Annotated in this window: 22 protein-coding genes; 9 read left to right on the top strand and 13 right to left on the bottom strand. The window is 35.3% G+C overall.

The features are described 5' to 3' along the window. Window positions 1-23: 23 nt before the first annotated feature. From SOP96_RS04485 to SOP96_RS04425, 13 genes are all read right to left on the bottom strand, one after another. Window positions 24-1,259: a hypothetical protein gene (locus SOP96_RS04485; RefSeq protein ID WP_074231898.1), complete on the bottom strand. Its 1,236-nt coding sequence runs from the start codon at window positions 1,257-1,259 to the stop codon at window positions 24-26. Window positions 1,260-1,261: 2 nt separating this feature from the next. Further along, entirely contained in the window at window positions 1,262-2,092 is an 831-nt protein-coding gene (locus tag SOP96_RS04480) for a hypothetical protein (RefSeq protein ID WP_034975929.1), read from the bottom strand. A gap of 6 nt (window positions 2,093-2,098) precedes the next feature. After that, a complete protein-coding gene (locus tag SOP96_RS04475) occupies window positions 2,099-2,767 on the bottom strand; it encodes a hypothetical protein (protein WP_074231897.1) in 669 nt (222 codons plus the stop codon). Between the two features lie 48 nt (window positions 2,768-2,815). After that, window positions 2,816-3,499: a hypothetical protein gene (locus SOP96_RS04470; protein ID WP_074231896.1), complete on the bottom strand. Its 684-nt coding sequence runs from the start codon at window positions 3,497-3,499 to the stop codon at window positions 2,816-2,818. Between the two features lie 10 nt (window positions 3,500-3,509). Further along, window positions 3,510-4,178 (bottom strand): hypothetical protein, encoded by a 669-nt coding sequence (locus SOP96_RS04465; protein WP_074231895.1) that lies wholly within the window; start codon window positions 4,176-4,178, stop codon window positions 3,510-3,512. Beyond that, entirely contained in the window at window positions 4,165-7,239 is a 3,075-nt protein-coding gene (locus SOP96_RS04460) for a TraG family conjugative transposon ATPase (RefSeq protein ID WP_185144411.1), read from the bottom strand. The genes SOP96_RS04465 and SOP96_RS04460 overlap by 14 nt, the downstream gene beginning before the upstream one ends. Next, window positions 7,211-7,525, bottom strand: coding sequence for a DUF4133 domain-containing protein (locus SOP96_RS04455; RefSeq protein ID WP_074231894.1), 315 nt, complete (start codon window positions 7,523-7,525; stop codon window positions 7,211-7,213). The genes SOP96_RS04460 and SOP96_RS04455 overlap by 29 nt, the downstream gene beginning before the upstream one ends. A gap of 1 nt (window position 7,526) precedes the next feature. Beyond that, window positions 7,527-7,847 (bottom strand): DUF4134 domain-containing protein, encoded by a 321-nt coding sequence (locus SOP96_RS04450; protein WP_378086794.1) that lies wholly within the window; start codon window positions 7,845-7,847, stop codon window positions 7,527-7,529. Between the two features lie 135 nt (window positions 7,848-7,982). After that, complete coding sequence (locus SOP96_RS04445) at window positions 7,983-8,576, bottom strand: hypothetical protein (protein WP_123891965.1); 594 nt, start codon at window positions 8,574-8,576, stop codon at window positions 7,983-7,985. A 45-nt stretch (window positions 8,577-8,621) separates the two neighbouring features. After that, complete coding sequence (locus SOP96_RS04440; protein ID WP_034741346.1) at window positions 8,622-9,272, bottom strand: ParA family protein; 651 nt, start codon at window positions 9,270-9,272, stop codon at window positions 8,622-8,624. A gap of 74 nt (window positions 9,273-9,346) precedes the next feature. After that, window positions 9,347-10,837 (bottom strand): relaxase/mobilization nuclease domain-containing protein, encoded by a 1,491-nt coding sequence (locus SOP96_RS04435; RefSeq protein WP_074231891.1) that lies wholly within the window; start codon window positions 10,835-10,837, stop codon window positions 9,347-9,349. Then, window positions 10,834-11,202 (bottom strand): hypothetical protein, encoded by a 369-nt coding sequence (locus SOP96_RS04430; RefSeq protein ID WP_084196481.1) that lies wholly within the window; start codon window positions 11,200-11,202, stop codon window positions 10,834-10,836. Before SOP96_RS04430 ends, SOP96_RS04435 begins: the two co-directional genes overlap by 4 nt. Further along, on the bottom strand, window positions 11,199-12,011 hold the full coding sequence (locus SOP96_RS04425) for a hypothetical protein (protein ID WP_034741349.1): 813 nt from the start codon (window positions 12,009-12,011) through the stop codon (window positions 11,199-11,201). Before SOP96_RS04425 ends, SOP96_RS04430 begins: the two co-directional genes overlap by 4 nt. A gap of 1,074 nt (window positions 12,012-13,085) precedes the next feature. Between SOP96_RS04425 and SOP96_RS04420 the strand changes: the two genes are divergently transcribed. From SOP96_RS04420 to SOP96_RS04375, 9 genes are all read left to right on the top strand, one after another. Then, a complete protein-coding gene (locus SOP96_RS04420) occupies window positions 13,086-13,415 on the top strand; it encodes an ArsR/SmtB family transcription factor (protein ID WP_028122609.1) in 330 nt (109 codons plus the stop codon). Window positions 13,416-13,474: 59 nt separating this feature from the next. Next, window positions 13,475-13,939 carry a DUF6428 family protein gene (locus SOP96_RS04415; protein WP_028122608.1) on the top strand — a complete coding sequence of 155 codons (465 nt, stop codon included), beginning with the start codon at window positions 13,475-13,477 and terminating at the stop codon, window positions 13,937-13,939. Window positions 13,940-13,958: 19 nt separating this feature from the next. Continuing rightward, window positions 13,959-14,573: an arsenate-mycothiol transferase ArsC gene (locus SOP96_RS04410; RefSeq protein ID WP_034741354.1), complete on the top strand. Its 615-nt coding sequence runs from the start codon at window positions 13,959-13,961 to the stop codon at window positions 14,571-14,573. A 3-nt stretch (window positions 14,574-14,576) separates the two neighbouring features. Beyond that, a complete protein-coding gene (gene arsB, locus SOP96_RS04405) occupies window positions 14,577-15,620 on the top strand; it encodes an ACR3 family arsenite efflux transporter (protein WP_034741357.1) in 1,044 nt (347 codons plus the stop codon). Window positions 15,621-15,835: 215 nt separating this feature from the next. Next, window positions 15,836-16,399, top strand: coding sequence for a helix-turn-helix domain-containing protein (locus SOP96_RS04400; protein WP_028122606.1), 564 nt, complete (start codon window positions 15,836-15,838; stop codon window positions 16,397-16,399). Window positions 16,400-16,482: 83 nt separating this feature from the next. Then, window positions 16,483-19,023 (top strand): heavy metal translocating P-type ATPase, encoded by a 2,541-nt coding sequence (locus tag SOP96_RS04395; RefSeq protein WP_034741361.1) that lies wholly within the window; start codon window positions 16,483-16,485, stop codon window positions 19,021-19,023. 458 nt (window positions 19,024-19,481) lie between these two features. Further along, on the top strand, window positions 19,482-19,862 hold the full coding sequence (locus tag SOP96_RS04385; RefSeq protein WP_159437615.1) for a hypothetical protein: 381 nt from the start codon (window positions 19,482-19,484) through the stop codon (window positions 19,860-19,862). A 95-nt stretch (window positions 19,863-19,957) separates the two neighbouring features. Further along, entirely contained in the window at window positions 19,958-20,842 is an 885-nt protein-coding gene (locus SOP96_RS04380) for a DUF3347 domain-containing protein (protein ID WP_034741366.1), read from the top strand. 12 nt (window positions 20,843-20,854) lie between these two features. Then, window positions 20,855-21,376, top strand: a complete 522-nt coding sequence (locus SOP96_RS04375) for a DUF305 domain-containing protein (RefSeq protein ID WP_034741369.1) — start codon at window positions 20,855-20,857, stop codon at window positions 21,374-21,376. The last annotated feature ends 34 nt before the right edge of the window (window positions 21,377-21,410 follow it).

The following is a 21,410-nucleotide window of genomic DNA, read 5'->3' as shown; positions in this document are numbered from 1 at the left end:
GTTGTTGGTCATGCGTAAAACATTTATTTTCCGTTTTTCATCGCTTCCTTAACCCTTCCCGAAGCGGAACCTGCTGCTGCACTTGCTGCTACTGAAGCACCTCCTGTTTTAGCTGCCAAGATTGCTGTTTTAGCACTACTTGCCATTTTTCCTGCGGCACTTTTCATTTTCGTCATCGCCCCGGCTCCTCCTGCTGAAACAATACTGTCGGCAATAGTTGGAGTCATTAAAACCCCGATACCTGTTACAACATAGGCAACACAGGTAAAGAGCTGGTTATAGATCATTCCCGAATTACTCACATAGACCATTAAAGCGTCTAAGTTGGTAATGGTTCCATTGGATAATAAGGTATCATACCTTTCGATCTCCATTGTATAACCGGAAGCGATCAATTGCTGACCGATGTTGATGATCGTGTAGGCAACAAAAGTGTAAAGATTAATGTTGATGAATTTTGAGACCCAACTGTATAATGAATTTTCAAATCCGGGAATAAGAGCCATTCCAACAGCTATCGGTCCCAAAATAATTAAAATGTAAGACCATATTTTCTGAATGAAGAAAATGAGATACACGCAAATGCGTAGAATCGACAGGCAAACAAACTCAATGAGTTCCGCGACTAATTTTTGCATTTGGAATTCCATTCTTATCGACCATTCCTTGATGGGCTGAATGAGTTTATCCAATCCTTCGCTGATGTCATACCAAGAATCATCCGCATCTTCAGTAGTATTCTCAATGACTTCCTGTTTGGCATCTTCTTCCGCCTTTAATTTGATGACAGCATCGAGTAATTGCTGCTGCTTCTTAAATCTCTCGACCCTTAAGTCGTTAACTTCTGATTCTATCTCGCTGAAAATTGATATTCCGGGCTCGGCAATGGCTTCAAATGGTGCCTGAATCATACTGACAAATCCGCTCCAATAAACAAGCGTAAATCCAATAAGAATTGGTTTCAGCATCGGTGTGATTTCCCATTCTCTGTCTCCGGCAGCCATTTGCCAGCCCATGTACCCGAGGTACATCAGAGCGCCTAAACCGCCTATTGCTTTTCCTACCAAAGCTGAACCGGCGGCGCTATCCTGCACACTGTTGTCCAGTTTTGTAAAAACTTCCATAAACCACTTTTCAAAGGCACCATCTCCCTTTAAAAATTGGAGTAGATTGCTGTAATCACCGTCTGTCTGGGCGAAACCCATAACAGGTAAAAGAATTGTTAATAAGCAAAAAGTTAATGTTATCGTTTTATTCATTTTTAAAATCGGTGTTTATAATGATTCATCAAATTTTGAACAATTTGCTGGTCTGAAGCGGGTGTCCAACCAGGTGGCAAAGCATAATTTGAATGGTTCTTTAAAATATTTTTGTAATCTGTAAGAAGTGTTGTCTTGTTATTGTAATCCCTTAACTCTCGCACAAATTTTCTCCATTTAATAAGGGTTTCGTGGTACATAATGAACCGTTTTCCTCTTGGCATATCCATACTTCTGGACATTGCGTATTTTTCTTTGATGAGATCCAGCTCTTCCTTAAGCCTTCTAATGGTTCCTGTCGTATTGAGCGTTTCAAACGTTTGTTGGTCTTTCAATCTCCATTCAATAAAATTTTGTGGATGGTCGGGGAATTCGGTAATTGGTTTTAACATTCGTTTGTAATACAAAAGCCAAAGAGGATCGGCATCAACAGTAGCGGACGTCCAATGGGCAAAATCCTGAACACTTCTTTTATGAATGGTATCTGAAGCTGCTTTTATTTTTTTTGCTTCTTCCTCCTGAAATTTTAACTGGGCGAATCTCTGATTTTGCACCCCTGTAGGTTTTAATGGTCGAATATCTTCACCGTCTTTATAATCCCTGTTGATCTTTGGAGCCCATATTCCCCAGACTGTTGCGTAGGCAAAATTGGTTTGGATTCCCAAAAAATATTTTGGATATGGTCTCCAATCTCCCCAATCTTGAAAGACAATTCTTTTATGTTGAGCAACAATGGAAGGGTCATTCAATCTCTTTACACTCAATTGTCCAAACACAGTGGCTGTAAAAAAGAGCAACTGAAATAGACTGATTTTTTTTAGTAGATTTCCCATAATTTTTTAATTAAAGAGGTAATGGTATTTAGTGATGATGTCGCCAACAATGGCTTTGTCTATATTGATGTAATTGCGGAGAACCTGAACCTGATACAGATAAGGGATTTTCTTGGCATTCTCTAACCGTAAATTGATGTACAGAATATTTCCGTTGATATTTCTGACACGGGTAAATATCTTTTCAATAAGCATTTCCCTATCCATTGCATCCATCAGAAAATCTTTGTCTTCATTGAGAATATCCTGGGTAACTTCCTGCTGAAGCTTCATCGTCTGCTTGCCTATTTCAACATAATATTTTGAAATGAGTACGGAATATTCAGGATGCTGCGCTGATAGATCCAGCATTTTATTGGAGTTCGTCACTATTTTACCTAAATATTGATAGAGATAAATAAGTTTCTTGCTCTGGGTCAAAGCTGAATTCACATTTTTCAGTTGTTGATAGATATACTCCTGAATGGCTATGATCTGCGTGATTTTATTGTTGATGTCATCATACAATTCTTTTTGCTTTTCATAGGAATCCAAAAAAGCTTGTTCGCTTCCCAATCGAACACCGTGATTTACGGTGATCTGCGAAAGGAGTTTATCATTAATGACTATTTGCTGGCTTTTTACCGATGCAACGGAGAAGAATAAAACTCCGGAAAGAAATATTTTTTTGCTCATATCATTATTACTTTTTTGCTATAGAATTTGCGAATCTTTGATTTCATTTTAGAAAGATTTGATGTTATCCATTATGCTTTCAACTACTTGCTTATCTCTATTGACATAATATTGAAAGGCTCTTTTATTACGTTTTACTTTGGCTTTGATATCTCTAATTTTCAAAAGCATATGAGTAGAATTTCTGCTTATTGCTTTTACTTCATCTAAAGCATAGTCTAATAATACTTTACGTTCTGATTTTTCCATTTGGTTAATAGCTCCGTAAGACAAAATGATCCCTGTTATTAGCCGTGTTACCATTTGCAGGTCATCAACAAACTGAACCTGAGAAGGCAATACCGCAATAATTGAATAAGGAGCATCGTTTATTTCATTGATAATGGCGGATTGATTGTTTGTTATTTTCGTTATTTCCCTGCTCATTGCTATTCCGGTCGGTACAGCCTGAATAGCAAATGAAACAATCCTAAGCCGATCTTGTATCTTTGTAATCTTTTCCTTGAATTGATTCCATTGGGCTCTGTTGGCTGTTTCTACGGTGGTATTGGCTATTTGTTTTTGCCGCATTTCTTTTTGTCTGTCGTGTTCTTTCATCGTCGCATTAATTACAATATCCATCATCGGAAAGGAAACGTTTTCCTGCTGCCAAGCCGGTGTAGAACCACCGCCGGAAGAAGTCAGCACGATATAAACCATTGGAATCAGTAGAATTTGAAAAACTTTCTTCATCGTATGATTTTTAAAAATTCCGTTTATATCTGTTCATTATGTTTTCAACAATACCTTTGTCTGTATTGATGTATCCTGCAAATGGATTAATGGAATTCCAAAATCCCAATCGATTGGCTTTTTCAAGTCTTAACTTAATCGCCAAAAGCCACAGTTTCAGATTTTTTACATTCTCGGAAATATTATGAAGAATTTTGTATCGATCTCCTGCGGTAGCAAGATTAAGTTCTCCAGATGCGAGAATATCTGATACATCGGTAACAATTTTTAGACTTTGCTCGTAGGTTTTCTGCGAAGCCTTCACACCGAATATCGCATACTCAGGTTGCTGTGATGCTAATTGTACCACTTGTGATGAATAATTGTAGCATTTATTGAGTTCAGAATAGATTTCCTGTGCCTGAATTCCGTTTTGTAATGTCCCTGAAACTTCTTTTAATCCCTTCAGTATTTTATTCTGAATATCATTGGCGACCACCATTTTAGTTCCCACCCAAGTTTGTGCGTCCTTTAATTTTGAAGTTTCTTCGATGACTTCATTCTGTTTGGCTTTTAGATTTTCTGAATAGAGAATCATTGCTGCCGTTACCGTTGGGTCGATGTAAGTGTTTTGAGCGAATCCCATTGTCCCCCAAAGTGGGAAAAGCAGCATTGCTATTTTGAGACTAAATTTTTTCATATAGCTCTTGTTTTTGGTTGATTAATTCTAAAAAGCTGAGATTTCGGTCTTCTAATTCCTGAGAGATGATTTTGAAAACATTCCTTCCTTTGTGTTCATTTTTCATCATTCTGTAAAAAGAATTGATTTTTTGATCCAAAGGATTTTGATATAAATTCACGAGTGATACAAAGTTTTCGAGGCTATCTCCAAAGGTTTTCAAATCACCGACTAACCTGCGTAATGCTTCATCATAGTTTCCGTATTTCTGAACATAATATTCAACAGCTGATTTTTCAGGCTTTTCTGTAGTGTAGGTTAAATACTGCTCCAAGGACACTTCATTTCCATAGACTTCGCCTTTTGAACCTCTTTTCAGATAAAATTCTTTGAATCGGCTTCTCCCGAATTTGTTGTTCAGATTATTGATGGTGAAAATCTTGTTTTGCTCTACTTTATTGAGCGAAAGCAATGATGCGATTTTGTCGAAATTATCTTTGAACTTCGTCTGATCCAACAAAATAAAAGTGTCGGAATTATTGATGATGGAATCTTTTACCACAGCATTTCCAATAATATCGTCCAGTTCCTGAGTTACAACCACAGCTTCACCCCAGAACTTTCTTACTGTTTTGTATAAATAGAGAATGTATCCACCCATTAATTTACTTGCAATTGCCTTCCACGCTTCCTCAATTATTAAGGCTTTTCTACGCTCTTGTCTAAGCCTCATTTTCTGAATGAAAGTATCCATAATAATGAGCGTCACGATCGGAAAGAGTTTGGGATTATCTTTTACGTTGTCAATTTCAAAAACGATGAATGTTTCATCAAAAAGCGTATTGTCTGCACTTTCATTTAAAGTCGTTCCGTACCTTCCGCCTTTGTAAAAATCTTTCAGTACAAATAAAAAGGTGCGCAGATTAAACTCTTTCTCTATAATATTATGTTTCTTATTATTCAGGTAGATAGGAAGAAATTGATCGCAATAATCATAAAACCCATTGAACGAAAGTTCAGTTACGACCAGCTTTTCTTCCAGTTCTTTGATTTTCCTGATGATCGCTTTTCTAAAGGATTCGTTCCATTCTTCAGCTGATCCAGGCTGCTTGATGATATCGTTCGACTTGATTAAAATCAACTGCGTCTCATTATATATTTTCCTTCTTTCTTCATCGTTCAGAGTGTCATACGCTTCATAAACTTTATAGAAATTTTCGCTTTCATATTCCGGGTTATTGATATTCTTGTCGGGATGATAAAATTTCAATAATTTTCTTCCCGCTTCCTTTATTTCATCGGAACTGGCATCGAAAGTAATTCCCAAAATGTCATAGTAAGTATGCTGTCCTTTGGCTTCGTTTTCATATTCATAAAAAAGATCATCTTCGTGTATGTTATATTTACTCAGATAGAGAATGAGTTCTTCAGAAGTTTTATTTTCATACCACTGTGTTCCTGAGTTGAAATACTGATGGTAATACGACATCAACACATTGTCTAAAATGGATTTTTGTGCGGATGACATTGAAGAATCCGGACCTTGCCAGATAAGGAAGATCAGGTTGGTTAAAAATTCAATTTTCTCAATGTTAAATTCTTTCTTATCCATCAGAAAAGGATTCATAGTAATCGGTTTTTCTTCGGTGTATTGGATGTATCTTCCTCCCTTATATTTGCAGGTTCCCGAATAAGAATCTCCTGTATCAACAATCACTACATCATAATTGCAGGTCAAATACTGCTCGATAATATTGTTCATCAAAAAACTTTTGCCTGACCCACTAGGTCCGAGAACGAACTTATTTCTGTTATTAATTCTTCCGGTTTTCATCGGTAAATCCGAAGGATCTACTTTTAGCGGAACGCCTTGTCTATCGGTAAATCTTAAATAGAAATTGGATTCTTCATTGACCGGGTAACTTTCTTTAAAAAAAAAACACAAGGCCGCTTCGCTTGTCGTCATAAATAAATCGTATTCCCTCAGTTCTGTTCCATTGCCCGGAATGGCTGCTCGCCAGAGTTCCAATTGGTTGTAGGCATTTTTAGAAACGATGATTCCTTTCGTAAAAAGCTTATTTTCAATCATCGACTGAATGTTCTCCATTTTTTCCAATGTCTGTGCTGAAAAAAGGATGGAAAAATGGGCATTCACAACGAGCTGTCCATCAATCGCTATATTATGAAGCAGGGTCTGAATTTCATCTGCTATGATCGCATTGGAAGGAGAATTATTGGCTGCTCCTTCGTGCTTTTTCTTTTTTTTATCAAGCTCCCTTTGCTGTTGTGCCTGAAGCGGAATGGTAATGATCTGATTGTAGACAATCGTTTCGTAGTCTTCCAGTTCATTGATAAAACTAAAATTATCTACTGCTGTTTCTGCTGCGGCACCATTGCCGCCGAGAATAGAATAAGGTTCAATTTCCGATGGTAAATCGATGTTTTCGACATCCACGTAAGAGATGTTTTTTACAAACCTTTTTCCTATTTGTAAAAATTCGTTGGTACTCTTTATATTATCAAATGTTGGAGATTCGGAAAACTGCATCGATAGAACCCCGGAAATGTAGTACTCAAAATCTTTCTCAAATAAAAACTCAGGTTCACAATTGTTCTGTTTTAATAGCATCAAAACTTTCTGGCATTTATCCCGTAGTTCCTTATAGCTTTTATCAGAAAAATGATAATGCTTCATTTTCTTTTTCAGCTTATCATCTACAATATCAGTAAAGAGAAGTACGGTCTCAATAGTTTTGAAAAGTCTGCCCTCAAAATGCTCCGAATATTTTTGTTGTAGAAATTGGTTGGATTGCTCGGCAGCATATTTCTTCTTGGAAAAGATATCGAGCTTCTGAACAATTCTTCCTTCTCCAATGATTGATACCACCTGATTTAAAACCGTGTGGAAATTGAGATAGCTATCCGGGTCTGCCGAATATTGCTCAACAATATTTTTTATTTTGATCCCGATAATAGGATTCCCGTACTGTCCGAAAAGAACATCAAAATCCCAATTGAAATCTTTTCCCTGATCATATCCAATAAATGGGATGCTAAAGGCTTGTTTTTTTATTGTTGCCATTCTTTAAAAGTTTATTATTATGTAACCTTTTTGGAAAAATTAAGATCTGATCGAAGTTTTTGGTTTTGTCATACAAACCATATTTGTCCTGTCTTCTGAAGATGAGATAAACTCCGCCTGCGGTGACTGCAAGACCCAATAAAGAGCCTAAGAGACCGAACTTTGAGAGTACCAATGCTGATATGACCCCGCCTCCGATGACGCCGACTGCATAAAAGATGTATTTTCCTTTGAGTCCGAAGAATACAAGGGGCTTTTTGAGCCCCTTATAAAGGTAGAATCCCATATTAGGCAAAGAATGCTGTTACGAATTCAGGAACGACAATCAAGAAAATCATTGCTCCTCCATAACCAAGGATCTCTTTGTTGACATCCTGATCACCATTGGTCCATTTGTTATACACTCGGAGACCTCCGATAAAACCGACCAATCCTCCTACTGCTTTCAAGATCAGCTTGACCGGATCCCAATAATCAGTGATATCACTTGCTGCATTCGAGATTGCCGTTGCTCCACCTTGGGCAAATGCGGGAGTTATCGCCATAAGTGCCAAGGCTAGGGTTAAAACTTTTTTTGTTGTCACGTTTTTTGTGAAATAATTTTTCATCATAATTCAAAAATTTTATAAAGGGTTAATAATCATTTGAGTGTTAAATTTTGGGCATGGAAGTCCCGGACAACGAATGTAAATCCGCTGTTAAGTCTAATATTCAGTACGTTAGATTTTGTTTAAGTTGGCTAACTACATCGTGGATTGATAAACTTTGTATCCGTCGTAGTTCACAACCATTTGAACCAGGGTTTCAGAAAGATTAAGCATCGCCTTCCATTCTTTTATTCTGGAAGTTTCCTGGTCTGCACTAACTGTGATTGGGTTTTCGCGAATCACTTCGTTAGGTTTCTGATTTTCCTTTTCGGCTGATATTTTTTCCGTCTGGTCAAAATCTACTTCGATTGTTTCAGCTTTTTCAGGATGTGATTGGTTTTCGATTTCCGTGGAATCTTTTTTTAGTGCAATGCCCGGTTCATCCAGATCTTGTTCAGATTCAAATATTTCCCTCAAATACTCCAGATCTTGTCGTTCTTCGTTTCCTTCAGTGATATCAGAATGGATTGCATTTTTATTAAAGGACTTGGGAGTGTTGAGATTTTCTACATCTTCAATCCCTATAGTTGCAGTAAGATCTTCGTACTGTTCAGAAATTTCGGACAATGAAAATTCCTCCGTCTCTTCTTTATAGATTTCTTTTTCTTTTTTCAGAAACAGATCGTATAAAATATTTCCGGCGTAATACGTCAGATAAACAGCCAAGATGCAAAGCGAGATTTTTATCATTTTTACTGAGGTTATAGAGATTAATACTTAGGTATATTTTTTATTTCAAAGGGTGATCTTCAATGTTTGATTAATATATTCTATCAATTCATCGAAAGATTTTCTTACCCCATATTTTTGTTCGTAGGTCAGCTTTCTGGTATCAATCTTTTGTAGACAGTTTTTTTTGAATACAGGATTTTCCAGTAGCAATCCGAATTTTTTCAGCTCAATGTCCATTCCTTCCTGATTCAGATACTTGTAGCCTTTATCATACTTGGAACGGATAAATACTCTTTCAGCCTCACTTTCCAATAGTCCCAGCATATTGATAAAGACCAATGTGGACTTGACAGAAACATCTGAATACTCAAACGGGATCACGATAAAATCACTGTAAATGAGCAGATCGCTATATTTTGCATCGAGTGTTCCTGCCAAGTCAAAAAGGTTGATGTCATCGCTATCTTTTAAATTAATGAGGGTCTCAAAGTCTGAAAATGGCTGTTGGTCATCATCGCCAATAATTTCCACTTCATACAATTTCGGACTTTCCGATAATTCATCATCTTTCCATTTGTAGTAAAATGATTTCTGATAATCAAAATCAAAAACATTGATTTTCCTTTCCGAAATTGCCGAAATGTAATTGGCAAAAGCGATGGCTAAAGTTGTTTTTCCGGTTCCTCCTTTTTGTGTAGCAAATGTTATGATCATTGGATTTAGTTTATGTTTCTAACTGATTGTTGTTGGACCGAAGATGATTTTTATATCAGCCGACAACCATCATTTTATCGTCTTTTTTTTCGTCTTTTTTTGAGCTCATTTTCGACAGGGTCTTTTGCAGTTCCTGAACTTTTCATCAACTCAAACAGCAGTTCATCAACTGCTTTGTTTAATTTTGTTTTCTCATTATTTTCAGTCCGGTTTTCTGCCTGCACTTCATTTACGCCTGTCGGATTCAGAAATTTTTGATACTCCTTTTCCCCAATTAATGATTGGAGCTCTCCGATATAATGGAACCGAGTATGAACCGCATACAGCTTTCCGTCTTCAGCCCTGGTTATGGAAATATCCTTTTTTTCATCATTTGTGTTTTTTTGATTTTTAATGAAACTTTTGACTTCAAACTGAACTTTTCGATAGGTTTCCAAATCTTTCTTTCCTCGGTTTTCAAAAAGCATAAAGCCCTTGATCTCTATTTCCGGATATTTTTTATTTAAAAATTCAAGCAATATTTTTTTTGATTCCTGGTTCGGAATATTATAATCTTTCAGGATTTCAAAAGTCTTCTTATCTAGCTTGTCAGAAGTAAATTCAAACACTTCATTCATTTTCAGTAGATCACTTCCTTTATAGACTTTTCCTGTTTTATGGTCGATCACGGTGTAGCCAAAAGGATTTTTATCTTCTTTATGATGGAAAACCACATCGATCCCGAAAACATCTTTCAGCTTCTTTTGGAGTTCACTTTCAAAACTGATTTTTATTTTTAAATTATTTTCTCGTAATTTTTCTTTTGGGAGCATTGACTCCTTTTTTCTGTCATCTTCCACCTTGAAAACCTTGGTGGAATACAATTGTTTGTATTTGCTTAATATGGCTTTGATCTGCTTTGCCCTTTTATCATTTTTACTGTTATCAAAAACAATCTGATTTCCTGAAAGTGTTTGCTGTATTACTCCGTTTTTTAAAATGTTAAAAGAATTTATATCATCTGTGTTTTTGCCTATCTTATAACCATTTCTGCTGAGTAAAGTTTCCAACTGATTGAGCGAACTTATTTTATAGTTCAACAGTTTGCCAAGTTCTTCTTCCGGTTTCTGACCATACAATTTTTCAATTGTAACGCTTAAAGCTTTTTGGGCTTTAAGCCTTTCATAACTATCATTGATCTTTTTCCCTGTCTGTTTATCGACTCTTGTAGTAACTATATGAGCGTGATTATTATCGGTGTCACTATGAAAAACTACAATGAAAGGCTGTCCTCCATATTTCATTTCATCCATAAAATTCTCAGCGATCTTAGTTAGCTCTTCTTTCGAATGTCCTTGAAATTTCGTAGAGATCATCGCATGAAATTGAGGCTTTAATACTTTTTTGTTTCCAATCGAAATAGCTCTCAAATAGTTTCTTACTTCCTCCTTGCTGCTTGATTCGTTAATGAAGGAAGGAAAATTTTTCATCAGCATTAATTCTCCGGTTCCTTTGTCAATTTTCTTATCGTTATAATGAACTCCTGGAAAACTGGGACCTGCCGGATCCATAATCTTAACAATCATCTTGATAGCATTGCGTAGATTTTTGTAAACATTTCGTTCTGTTCTTTCTTCAGAATTATGATCTCTGATAACTTATTCGAAAATTTTCTGATTTCATTTTCGCTGATAAACTTTTGACTATTTGCTATTTTTGCTACCTGATTGATATTGTTTTCAATCTTTCCGAATATGTTATCCTGCTTTTCTATGAACGCTAATACTTTTCTTCTCTCGTTGTCCATAAGCCTATTTTCAACAGAATTAACAATTAGACTTGTTAAAGAGATTTTTTTTTCTGAACAGGCTTTTTTCCACTTTTCTTTTTGGATGATGGAAATCCTTATTTTAATGTAATGTTTCTTCTTAATATCCGTCTTATTTATCATTCAATTACATTCAGATAATTAATCGGAAAAGTGGTCATGCCCTTTATGGTACCGGTAAATTTTTCGATTTGATTTTTCCAAAGAAGTAGATTGAAATCAACGTTCGTTAATGAAATAATGCCCTGCTCTACTCCTGAACTAATTCCATTTGAGTTCCCACTTACTAAAATATTGCTCAGTGAACCCACACTGCCATCCGACATAAAACCTAAATCCCGTAATGGTTTTGAAAGATTCAGTATTACGTAGCTTGAAGTGATAGGTGTTGAACAAATTATACTGACATCTAAATAGCCAATTGTTCCTATTCGCCGCGCATCGATTTGCCCAGTTATTCCTAGACCTGATGTTCCTAATCTATATATTTTTGTAGATAATGTATGCTGACGAGGATTTGTAGGAAAAGGAAGGTATGTGTTCCACGAGGATTGTTCAGAAATAGTATTTGCAGAAAGTGTTTCGTCCAATACAATAAGAGCATCGTAATAAGTAGGCTCCTTAAACATCTGATTCCAAAACATACCATTGAAATAGTAGTACCCTTCTTCAACAATATGAATGACTTGACCCAAAAGATTTGATGCAGGTTGAGTCACGTAAACAATGGCACCTTTTTGCAATACTGAATAAGTTTTATTTGCAAGTTGATCACCTGTAATTCTTGGGGGAATTATGCCATCAAAGTGATTGGGCAGATCTGGTTTGCCGACAATATCCAAAGTTGCTGCGGGTGTCTGCGTATTAACTCCAACCTGAGCTTTAACGATAATTGCAAAAACAAATATTAAAAGGTTAAATGATTTTTTCATTTTTGATAAAATTTCTACGGCAAAGTTGTATCATAAAAACCTCTAAAACAATAGTTTTGATGGGAGTTGGGCTAATTAAGAATACTCTGGATGAGTCTAAAATCTATAAAGATTAAAAAAGAATAAATTGGATTAGTTTGGAATCTTAACTTAAATTTCACCTAACATAAAAAAACAAGTTCCGCCGTTTTTTCTCCTTTTTGCAGAAAAGGCAAGATCGTCTTTGTACTCGAAAATTTGCAAAAATTTGTGGGTACAAAGACACATCTTGCTCAAAAAAAGCCGCTTATTTTTCGGAGTTCTGAAAAACGATTAATAGTATTGATAATCAGCAGTTTTGATTCTTTTATTGTTTTTATTGGAAATGTGTGGAAGTGAAGTCTGAGCATACGAAAGTAAATAATAAATCCTTTCAAAGTGATAATTTATCTATCGTATTGTAGATCAAATCGTAAGGATTTTGACCTGTACTTATCTTAAGCAGGTGACCTGTATATGATTTACGCAGGTATGAACTCCAGCTGTATGTGTATTACGCAGGTTTGATGATCGGCATGATTCTATTTTATGATGATGATCTGTATCTTATTTACACAGGTATGAATTTAAAGCTGTATTTATTTTATGCAGGTTGATGACTAGTATAATCCTTTTTATACAGTTTGCAGGGAAAGCTACAGCAGAGTTCACAATACATTCCGTCAAATTAAAAAAGGGAAGAGAACCTGACATCCCCTCAAAGCTTTTTTGTTCGGAAAAACGTAGGACTTTAGACTTTGGAATTGCGTTTTGCAAAAAAGCGAAGTGGCTTTGAAAGGACATCCAACAAAACCAACCCTAAAAGCAACCGCCATCATTGCCCGGAAATCAACAACAGGATATCTTTACTGAATTACCGCCAGATAAAAATAAACATTGTAAATATTATTGAAAATGAAAAAGAGCGGATAAAAAAAATGATCCGAATTTGCAACATTTGGTGCAACAGGGGTAAACTTCACTAAATATTTTTTTAAACAATTTTGGTAGTTAAAATATTAATCGTAATATTGCGATGTATAATTTTTGATAAAAATGGGAGTTACAAAAACTGAAATATACACGGAACAGCAGAACCGTTTAGCAACTTCGCTAAAGGCATTGGCTCATCCTGCACGCATAGCTATCCTGCAATATATCATTAAACAAAATGCCTGTATTTGTAATGACTTGGTAGAGGAATTGGGATTGGCACAAGCTACCATTTCGCAGCATTTGAAAGAACTAAAAAACATTGGTATTATCAAAGGAAATATAGAGGGAACCAGTGTATGCTACTGCATTGATGAAAATGTCTGGCAGCAGATTAAGAAGGAACTCAATACTTTCTTTGTTGACGATATAGGTATTGATAAATGTTGCTAAGCATTTATTTTAACCAAATCAATCGTAATAATGCAATATAACAATTAAATAATGAAATTATGAAACTATCAAAAATCAAAGAAATCTTACCAACATTAGAGCATGTTGAATTTCAATTAGAGAACGGAACGTTTGTTCCCGAACATTTCCACGTTACCGAAGTTGGGCAAATCAATAAAATTTTTATTGATTGTGGTGGTGTAATCCGCAATGAAAAAGTTGTCAATTTCCAATTATGGAATGCTGACGATTACGAACATAGATTGAAGCCAACCAAACTATTAAATATCATCAAACTATCCGAAGAAAAATTAGGTATGGAAGATGCCGAAATTGAAGTAGAATATCAAATTGATACTATCGGGAAATATGATTTGGATTTCAACGGAAAAACATTCGTACTGAAAAGTAAAACAACAGCTTGTCTTGCTCAGGATGCTTGCGGTATTCCTGTCGAAAAGCAAAAAATAAAATTATCAGCGTTGAATAATGCTTCCTGCACACCTAATTCAGGATGTTGTTAAACCCTTTAAATCAATCAAAATGTATAAGAATTTAGTTGAAACAATAAACAATGTTACTACTTTTCAAAACATCAGTGAAGAACGCAAAAATATATTACGACCACTGATAGATTTTGTACAGCAAAAAGTAAACAATAGTCAGGAAATAAGTATCAACTTCATTTGTACCCACAATTCCCGAAGAAGCCATTTATCGCAGGTTTGGGCACAGGTAGCAGCAGCACACTATGTTATCCCAAAGGTACATTGTTATTCGGGTGGTACAGAAGAAACGGCATTATTCCCGAAAGTGGCAGAAGCATTGACACATCAGGGATTAAGTATTTTCAAAATAGCAGATACCGACAATCCTGTATATGCCATAAAGTATAGTGATAATTCTTTGCCGATTGTTGGTTTCTCCAAAAAATATGATAGCCCTTTCAATCCTGTATCAGCGTTTGCAGCTATTATGACCTGTTCACAGGCAGACGGCGGATGCCCTTTTATTGCAGGAGCAGAAAAGAGAATACCTATCACATTTGAAGACCCTAAAATTTCAGACAATACACCGGAACAATCAAAGGTCTATGCTGATAGAAGTTTACAGATAGCAACGGAAATGTTCTATGTTTTTTCAATGATTAAAATGTAGCCGATGCAACCAAAACTAAAATTCTTAGACAGATACCTTACCTTATGGATATTCCTTGCAATGGCAGTAGGTATAGGATTGGGATATATTTTTCCCGGTATTTCAAAAATTACAAATGCGCTATCCGTAGGCACTACAAATATTCCGTTGGCAATAGGTTTAATATTGATGATGTATCCGCCATTAGCAAAGGTTGATTATTCATTATTGCCTATGGCGTTTAAGGATAAAAAAGTAATTGGTATATCCTTATTGCTGAATTGGGTTATCGGTACAGTGCTAATGTTCGGGTTAGCCGTTTTATTTTTAAGGAATGAACCCGATTATATGACAGGTTTGATACTGATAGGTTTGGCAAGATGTATCGCAATGGTAATCGTTTGGAGTGATTTAGCTAAAGCAAACAGAGAATATACAGCTATGTTAGTTGCATTAAACAGTATCTTCCAGATATTTACTTACAGTTTTTTAGTATGGTTATTCATCAACGTATTACCTGCAAAATTAGTATTAGCCAATTTCAATGTAAGCGTATCAATGAAAGATGTTACCGAAAGCGTATTGATATATTTAGGTATTCCTTTCTTGGCAGGTTTTTTAAGCCGATACATCCTTGTAAAATCAAAAGGTATAGAATGGTATAACCGGAAATTTGTACCCAAAATATCGCCCATTACATTGTATGCTTTACTGTTTACTATAGTATTGATGTTCAGTCTGAAAGGCGATAAAATAGTAGAGTTGCCAATGGATGTAGTAAAAGTAGCAATACCGTTAATCATCTATTTTATACTTATGTTTTTCGTGAGCTTCTTTATCAATAAATCTCTTAAAGTTCCTTACGATAAAAACGCATCCATCGCATTTACAGCCACAGGAAACAATTTTGAATTGGCAATAGCCGTAGCAATATCGGTTTTCGGTATTCATTCGCCACAGGCATTTGTGGGCGTTATCGGCCCATTGGTGGAAGTTCCTGTACTGATATTATTGGTACGTGCAAGTTTGTGGCTAAAGAAGAAATATTATGACCAAAATGCTCATTGATGCTTTGAATAAAGAAATGATATAAAGAAAGTCAGCAAACTACTTGACCAGTTTTCCATTTGGCAGATATAAATTTAAGCAATATTAAAAATGAAGAATTGGACAACGCAGTGGATAAATACATCAATTGACAACTGTTCTACAATTACAAGAAAATATTAATTGTAATTTTATAGAGCTTATTTTAAGCTAATTTCAAATAAAGCACAAAATATATGACAACACTCTTTATAAAAAATATGGTTTGCAACCGTTGTATTATGGTAGTGCAGAATGAATTGGAGAAGCTTGGATTGACTGTGAAAAATATAAAGCTGGGAGAAGTTACCTTGGATAAAGAATTAGCTGAAAACGTTAAAACCAATTTAGTGCAAGCACTGACTGTATTAGGTTTTGAATTAATAGATGATAAAAAAAGCCGAATTATAGAAAAAATAAAAAATATTATTATTGACCTCGTTCATCATCAGGATGGCGAAACAAAATACAATTTGTCGGATGTTTTAAATAGCAAGATACACCACGACTATAATTATCTCTCTAATTTATTTTCAGAAATTGAAGGCACTACTATCGAAAAATATTTTATTGCCCAAAAAATAGAGAAGGTAAAAGAATTATTGGTATATGATGAACTATCTTTGAGTGAAATTGCTTTCCGTTTAAATTACTCAAGTGTAGCCTATTTAAGCAACCAATTCAAAAAGGTAACAGGACTTACCCCAAGTTATTTCAAGCGAATACGAGAGGATAAAAGAAAACCTTTGGATAAGGTCTAAGTAAATCTTACAAATCATTCCCAAAATTCCACAACGAAAAAATGGAAACAATACGGAACTTTGTATCATAAAACTCATACAAAATGGTACACAAATATCAAGTAACAGGTATGACCTGTGGAGGTTGCGAAGCAAAGGTGAAATCAGCTTTATTAAAGGTTGAAAATGTGACAAATGTTGAAGTTTCAAAAGATGAAAACTCAGCTACCCTGACAATGGATAAACACATTCCAACTACACAATTGCAAAAAGCATTAACCGCTGTTGGAAAATATACCATAGAAATGAGCAATAACAAAAGCCCACAACATACCACGACAAATGAACCAGTGGCAAAATCCTGCTGCTCTGCTCATTCTCACGATGATAAAAAAACAATCGAAGTGACTAGCAATATAAAAGGCAAATACTATTGTCCAATGCATTGTGAAGGCGATAAAACTTATGATAAAGCTGGCGATTGCCCTGTTTGTGGAATGCATTTGGTAAAAGAAGCAGAATTGAATGTAAAGAAAACGATGTACACCTGCCCAATGCATCCCGAAGTTATTCAAGATAGTCCGGGTTCATGTCCTATATGCGGAATGGATTTAGTACCCATGGAACCAAGCGATTCCGAAGAAAAAAAAACCTATCTGGATTTGCTTAAAAAAATGAAAATTGCAACCCTCTTTACGGTGCCAATTTTTATTATTGCCATGATGGAAATGGTACATAACAATCCGTTATTTCAAATAATGGACAGCAACATGTGGAACTGGGTGCAATTTCTGTTTTCAATTCCTGTTGTTTTCTATGCTGGTTGGATGTTTTTTGTACGAGCTTGGAAATCCATAATCACTTGGAATCTAAATATGTTTACCCTTATCGGAATAGGAACTGGAGTTGCATTTTTGTTTAGTATTGTAGGAATGCTGATTCCGAATATCTTTCCGGAAGAATTTAAAACCGAACACGGAACCATTCATCTTTATTTTGAAGCAGCAACAGTAATCATTACACTGGTCTTGTTGGGACAATTGTTAGAAGCAAGAGCACATAGCCAAACCAGTGGAGCTATAAAAGCGTTATTACAATTAGCACCAACCGAAGCTACTTTGATTGGTGAAGGGGGCGATAAAGTGATTTCCATTCATGATATTAAGAAAGGTGATTTATTACGCGTAAAACCAGGAGATAAAATTCCAGTTGACGGAAAAATAACCGATGGTGAAAGCAGTATTGATGAAGCAATGATTACAGGAGAACCAATTCCCGTTGACAAAAAGAAAGACGATAATGTAATTTCGGGAACAATCAACGGGAACAAATCATTTGTAATGATGGCCGAAAAAGTAGGTTCTGAAACATTACTTTCTCAAATTGTACAAATGGTTAACGATGCTTCTCGTTCAAGAGCACCCATTCAAAAATTAGCCGATAGTATTTCTAAATATTTTGTACCCATTGTAGTAATCATTTCAGTAATTACCTTTTTTGTTTGGGCACTATTTGGTCCAGAACCAGCGAAGGTTTATGGATTTATAAATGCCATTGCAGTTTTAATCATAGCTTGTCCTTGTGCTTTAGGTTTAGCCACGCCGATGTCTGTGATGGTGGGTGTGGGCAAAGGAGCACAATCTGGAGTATTAATTAAAAATGCCGAAGCCTTAGAAAATATGAATAAGGTGGATGTTTTAATAACAGATAAAACAGGAACGCTAACTGAGGGAAAACCTTCTGTAGAAAAAATTTACGCATCAACTAATAACGAGGATGATTTATTGCAAAATATAGCTTCCTTAAACCAATACAGTGAACATCCATTGGCACAAGCAGTAGTCAATTATGCCAAAACAAAATCTATTTCATTAATTGGAGTCAAAGATTTTGAAAATGTTACAGGAAAAGGAGTTACAGGAACGGTTACCAATAGAAAAGTAGCATTAGGCAATAAAAAACTAATGGAACAGGTTAAGGCAACTATTTCTAACGATTTAGAAACCAAAATTATTGCAGAACAAAAACTTGGTAAAACGGTTTCTTACATTGCTGTTGATGATGTTACAGTTGGTTTTGTTTCAATTACCGATGCGATAAAAACTTCGAGTGCAGCAGCGATAAAAGAACTAATGCTCCAAGGTGTAGAAGTAATTATGCTTACTGGCGACAATGTTAATACAGCCAAAGCAGTAGCGGATGAATTAGGTTTATCTTCCTATAAAGCAGGATGCTTACCCGAAGATAAACTCAACGAAATTAAACGTTTACAAGCAGAAGGGAAAATTGTAGCTATGGCTGGTGATGGTATAAATGATGCTCCGGCATTAGCACAAGCCAATATCGGAATAGCTATGGGAACTGGAACTGATGTAGCCATAGAAAGTGCCAAAATAACTTTAGTAAAAGGCGATTTATTAGGTATCGTTAAAGCAAAAAATTTGAGCCATGCTGTTATGAAAAACATCAAGCAAAATTTATTCTTTGCCTTTTTCTACAATGTGCTTGGTGTTCCAATTGCAGCAGGTATTTTATATCCGTTTTTCGGAATTTTATTATCTCCAATGATTGCAGCTTTAGCAATGTCTTTAAGTTCTGTATCGGTAATCGTAAATGCATTGCGATTACGCAGTTTTAAACTTTAAATGAATTATTCAATAAACAAAATGGAAAAGAATAATCAAGACTTACGATTCAAAACAAATATTAACTGTGGTGGATGTGTAGCATCTGTAAAACCTCATTTGGATAATACCATGGTATAATATGCCATTGGGAAGTAGATACAACTAAAGACAAGGTGCTTACCGTAAAATCAGAAGGAATTACACAAGAACAGGTAATTGAAACTGTACAGAAAGCAGGTTTTAAGATAGAACCATTAAACAAAGATAATTTCCTTATCCTAATAACCTGTTTAGTTATTTAACTTATAACAAACACTTTAGGTAATTAACTGTATATTTATTTTAATAAGCATAAAAAGGACTATGCAGACTAGTGATTTAGATATTTTATCTATAATTCTGTGTTTGCAGTTCACGAAAGTGCAAAATATAGCAATTAAAAGAAATAATTTCATAATTTTGTAGTGTTGAAAAATTTGAGTAAACATATCAGCTTTGTCATCTTACTATGTTTGGGCTTTTTCCTAATGCCAAGCATAAGCTATGCTTGTGCAAAAAAAACAACTAAGACAGAGCAAAAGTCCTGCTCAAAAGATCAATCTGCAAAAGCAGAACATAAAAGCAGTTGCAAGGACAAGTCCTGTAAAAAATGCAAAAATGGTCACGACTGCGACGGCAATTGTAAGCACAGTTCATGTGGATGTAGCACTTCTTCATCTTCTGTAAGCTTACCAATACCAATAGATTTAAAAACAGCTAACCCTTTTGCTGAAATTAAAAAGCAAAAATTCGGTTTCAAAGAAGCCTACTATTCTTCAGGCTACTCTTCCATTTGGCAACCACCTAAAATAAGCTAAAACGATGGCTTGTTAGCCATACGTGTGCCTTGTCGAAAGCTGAATCCAGTTTTCGCAAACTCTTCGTATATCTTATTAAATTAAAAAAAATAAAAATGAAATCAATATCAAAAATATTGATGGTAATCATCGTATTACTATCAGCCGTAAACAGTTTTGCACAAATCAAAAATGCAAAAACAGAAACTGTAAAAATATATGGCAACTGCGAAATGTGTAAAACAACCATCGAAAAAGCAGGAAATTTAAAAAATGTAGCCACGGTAGATTGGAATAAAGATACCAAGATTGCTACACTCAACTATGATGGTAAAAAAACAAATCAGGACGAAATATTGAAACGCATTGCCTTAGCAGGTTATGACAGTGAGAAATTTTTGGCTCCAGATGATGTATATGCAAAATTATCCGACTGTTGCCAGTATAAAAGGGAACTAAAACCAGTTGCAAAAACCAGAGATGCAGGTATGGATATGAAAAATGAACACGCCAACCATAACCAAAGCGATATGGCTCAAAAAAATACCACTGAAACACAAAATGTACCGCAATTAAAAGCCGTTTTCAATAACTATTTTTCAGTGAAAGATGCGTTGGTAAAAACTGATGCAGGTACTTCTTCCGCAAAAGCTACCGAATTGGTAAAAGCCATTAAAGCAGTAGAAATGACAAAACTTTCCAACGAAGAACATACCGTTTGGATGAAAGTAATGAAAGATTTAACTGCTAATGCAGAAAAAATTGCTATAGCAAAAGATGTTACCAAACAAAGAGAAATTTTCGCTTTACTGGCTAATAATATGTACGAATTAGCCAAAGTTTCAAAACAGGAAACACCTGTTTATTATCAACATTGCCCAATGTACAATAATGGTAAAGGAGCAAATTGGCTAAGCAAAGAAGAAGCAATTAAAAACCCGTATTACGGCTCCAAAATGCTTACTTGCGGTAGCGTACAGGAAACTATTAATAACAAATAAAACGCTATTGTTATGGAAAGTATGGAAAACCAACACGAAATGCAACATAACCATAAGAATGAAAAGCATAATACTAATCACTCTTTAGCAATGTACAAACGCTTTGCTGTAATGGCTGTTGCTATGTTCATAGCTATGTACTTCATTATGTATGCTATGATTGACGGCTTACAGAACCTTATCCTGAACATCAATAATTTGTATATGACTTTGCTGATGGTTTCTGCAATGTTGATTATAGAACTATTGATAATGAAAGGAATGTATGAAAGCAAAAAAATCAACTGGGCAATCATAACGGTTTCCCTTGCGATTGGTATCTTTTCTTGGTTTGGTATTCGGGAGCAATTATTTGTGGGAAATAAAGAGTTTGTAAAAGGTATGATACCGCATCACGCAGCAGCAGTATTGATGTCTGAAAAAGCTAAGCTTACCGACCCCGAATTGATACAGTTACAAAAAAACATACTGGAAACACAGGCACAAGAAATCGAATTTATGAAGCGTAAGCTAAATGAATTTGAAAACAAATAAATAAGACAAATTTCTTCAATAATATCAAAAATAA

It is taken from the genome of Chryseobacterium salviniae (assembly GCF_035819015.1).
In the GTDB taxonomy this organism is placed as follows: Bacteria; Bacteroidota; Bacteroidia; order Flavobacteriales; family Weeksellaceae; genus Chryseobacterium; species Chryseobacterium salviniae.
This window is presented reverse-complemented; position numbering and strand designations above follow the sequence as displayed.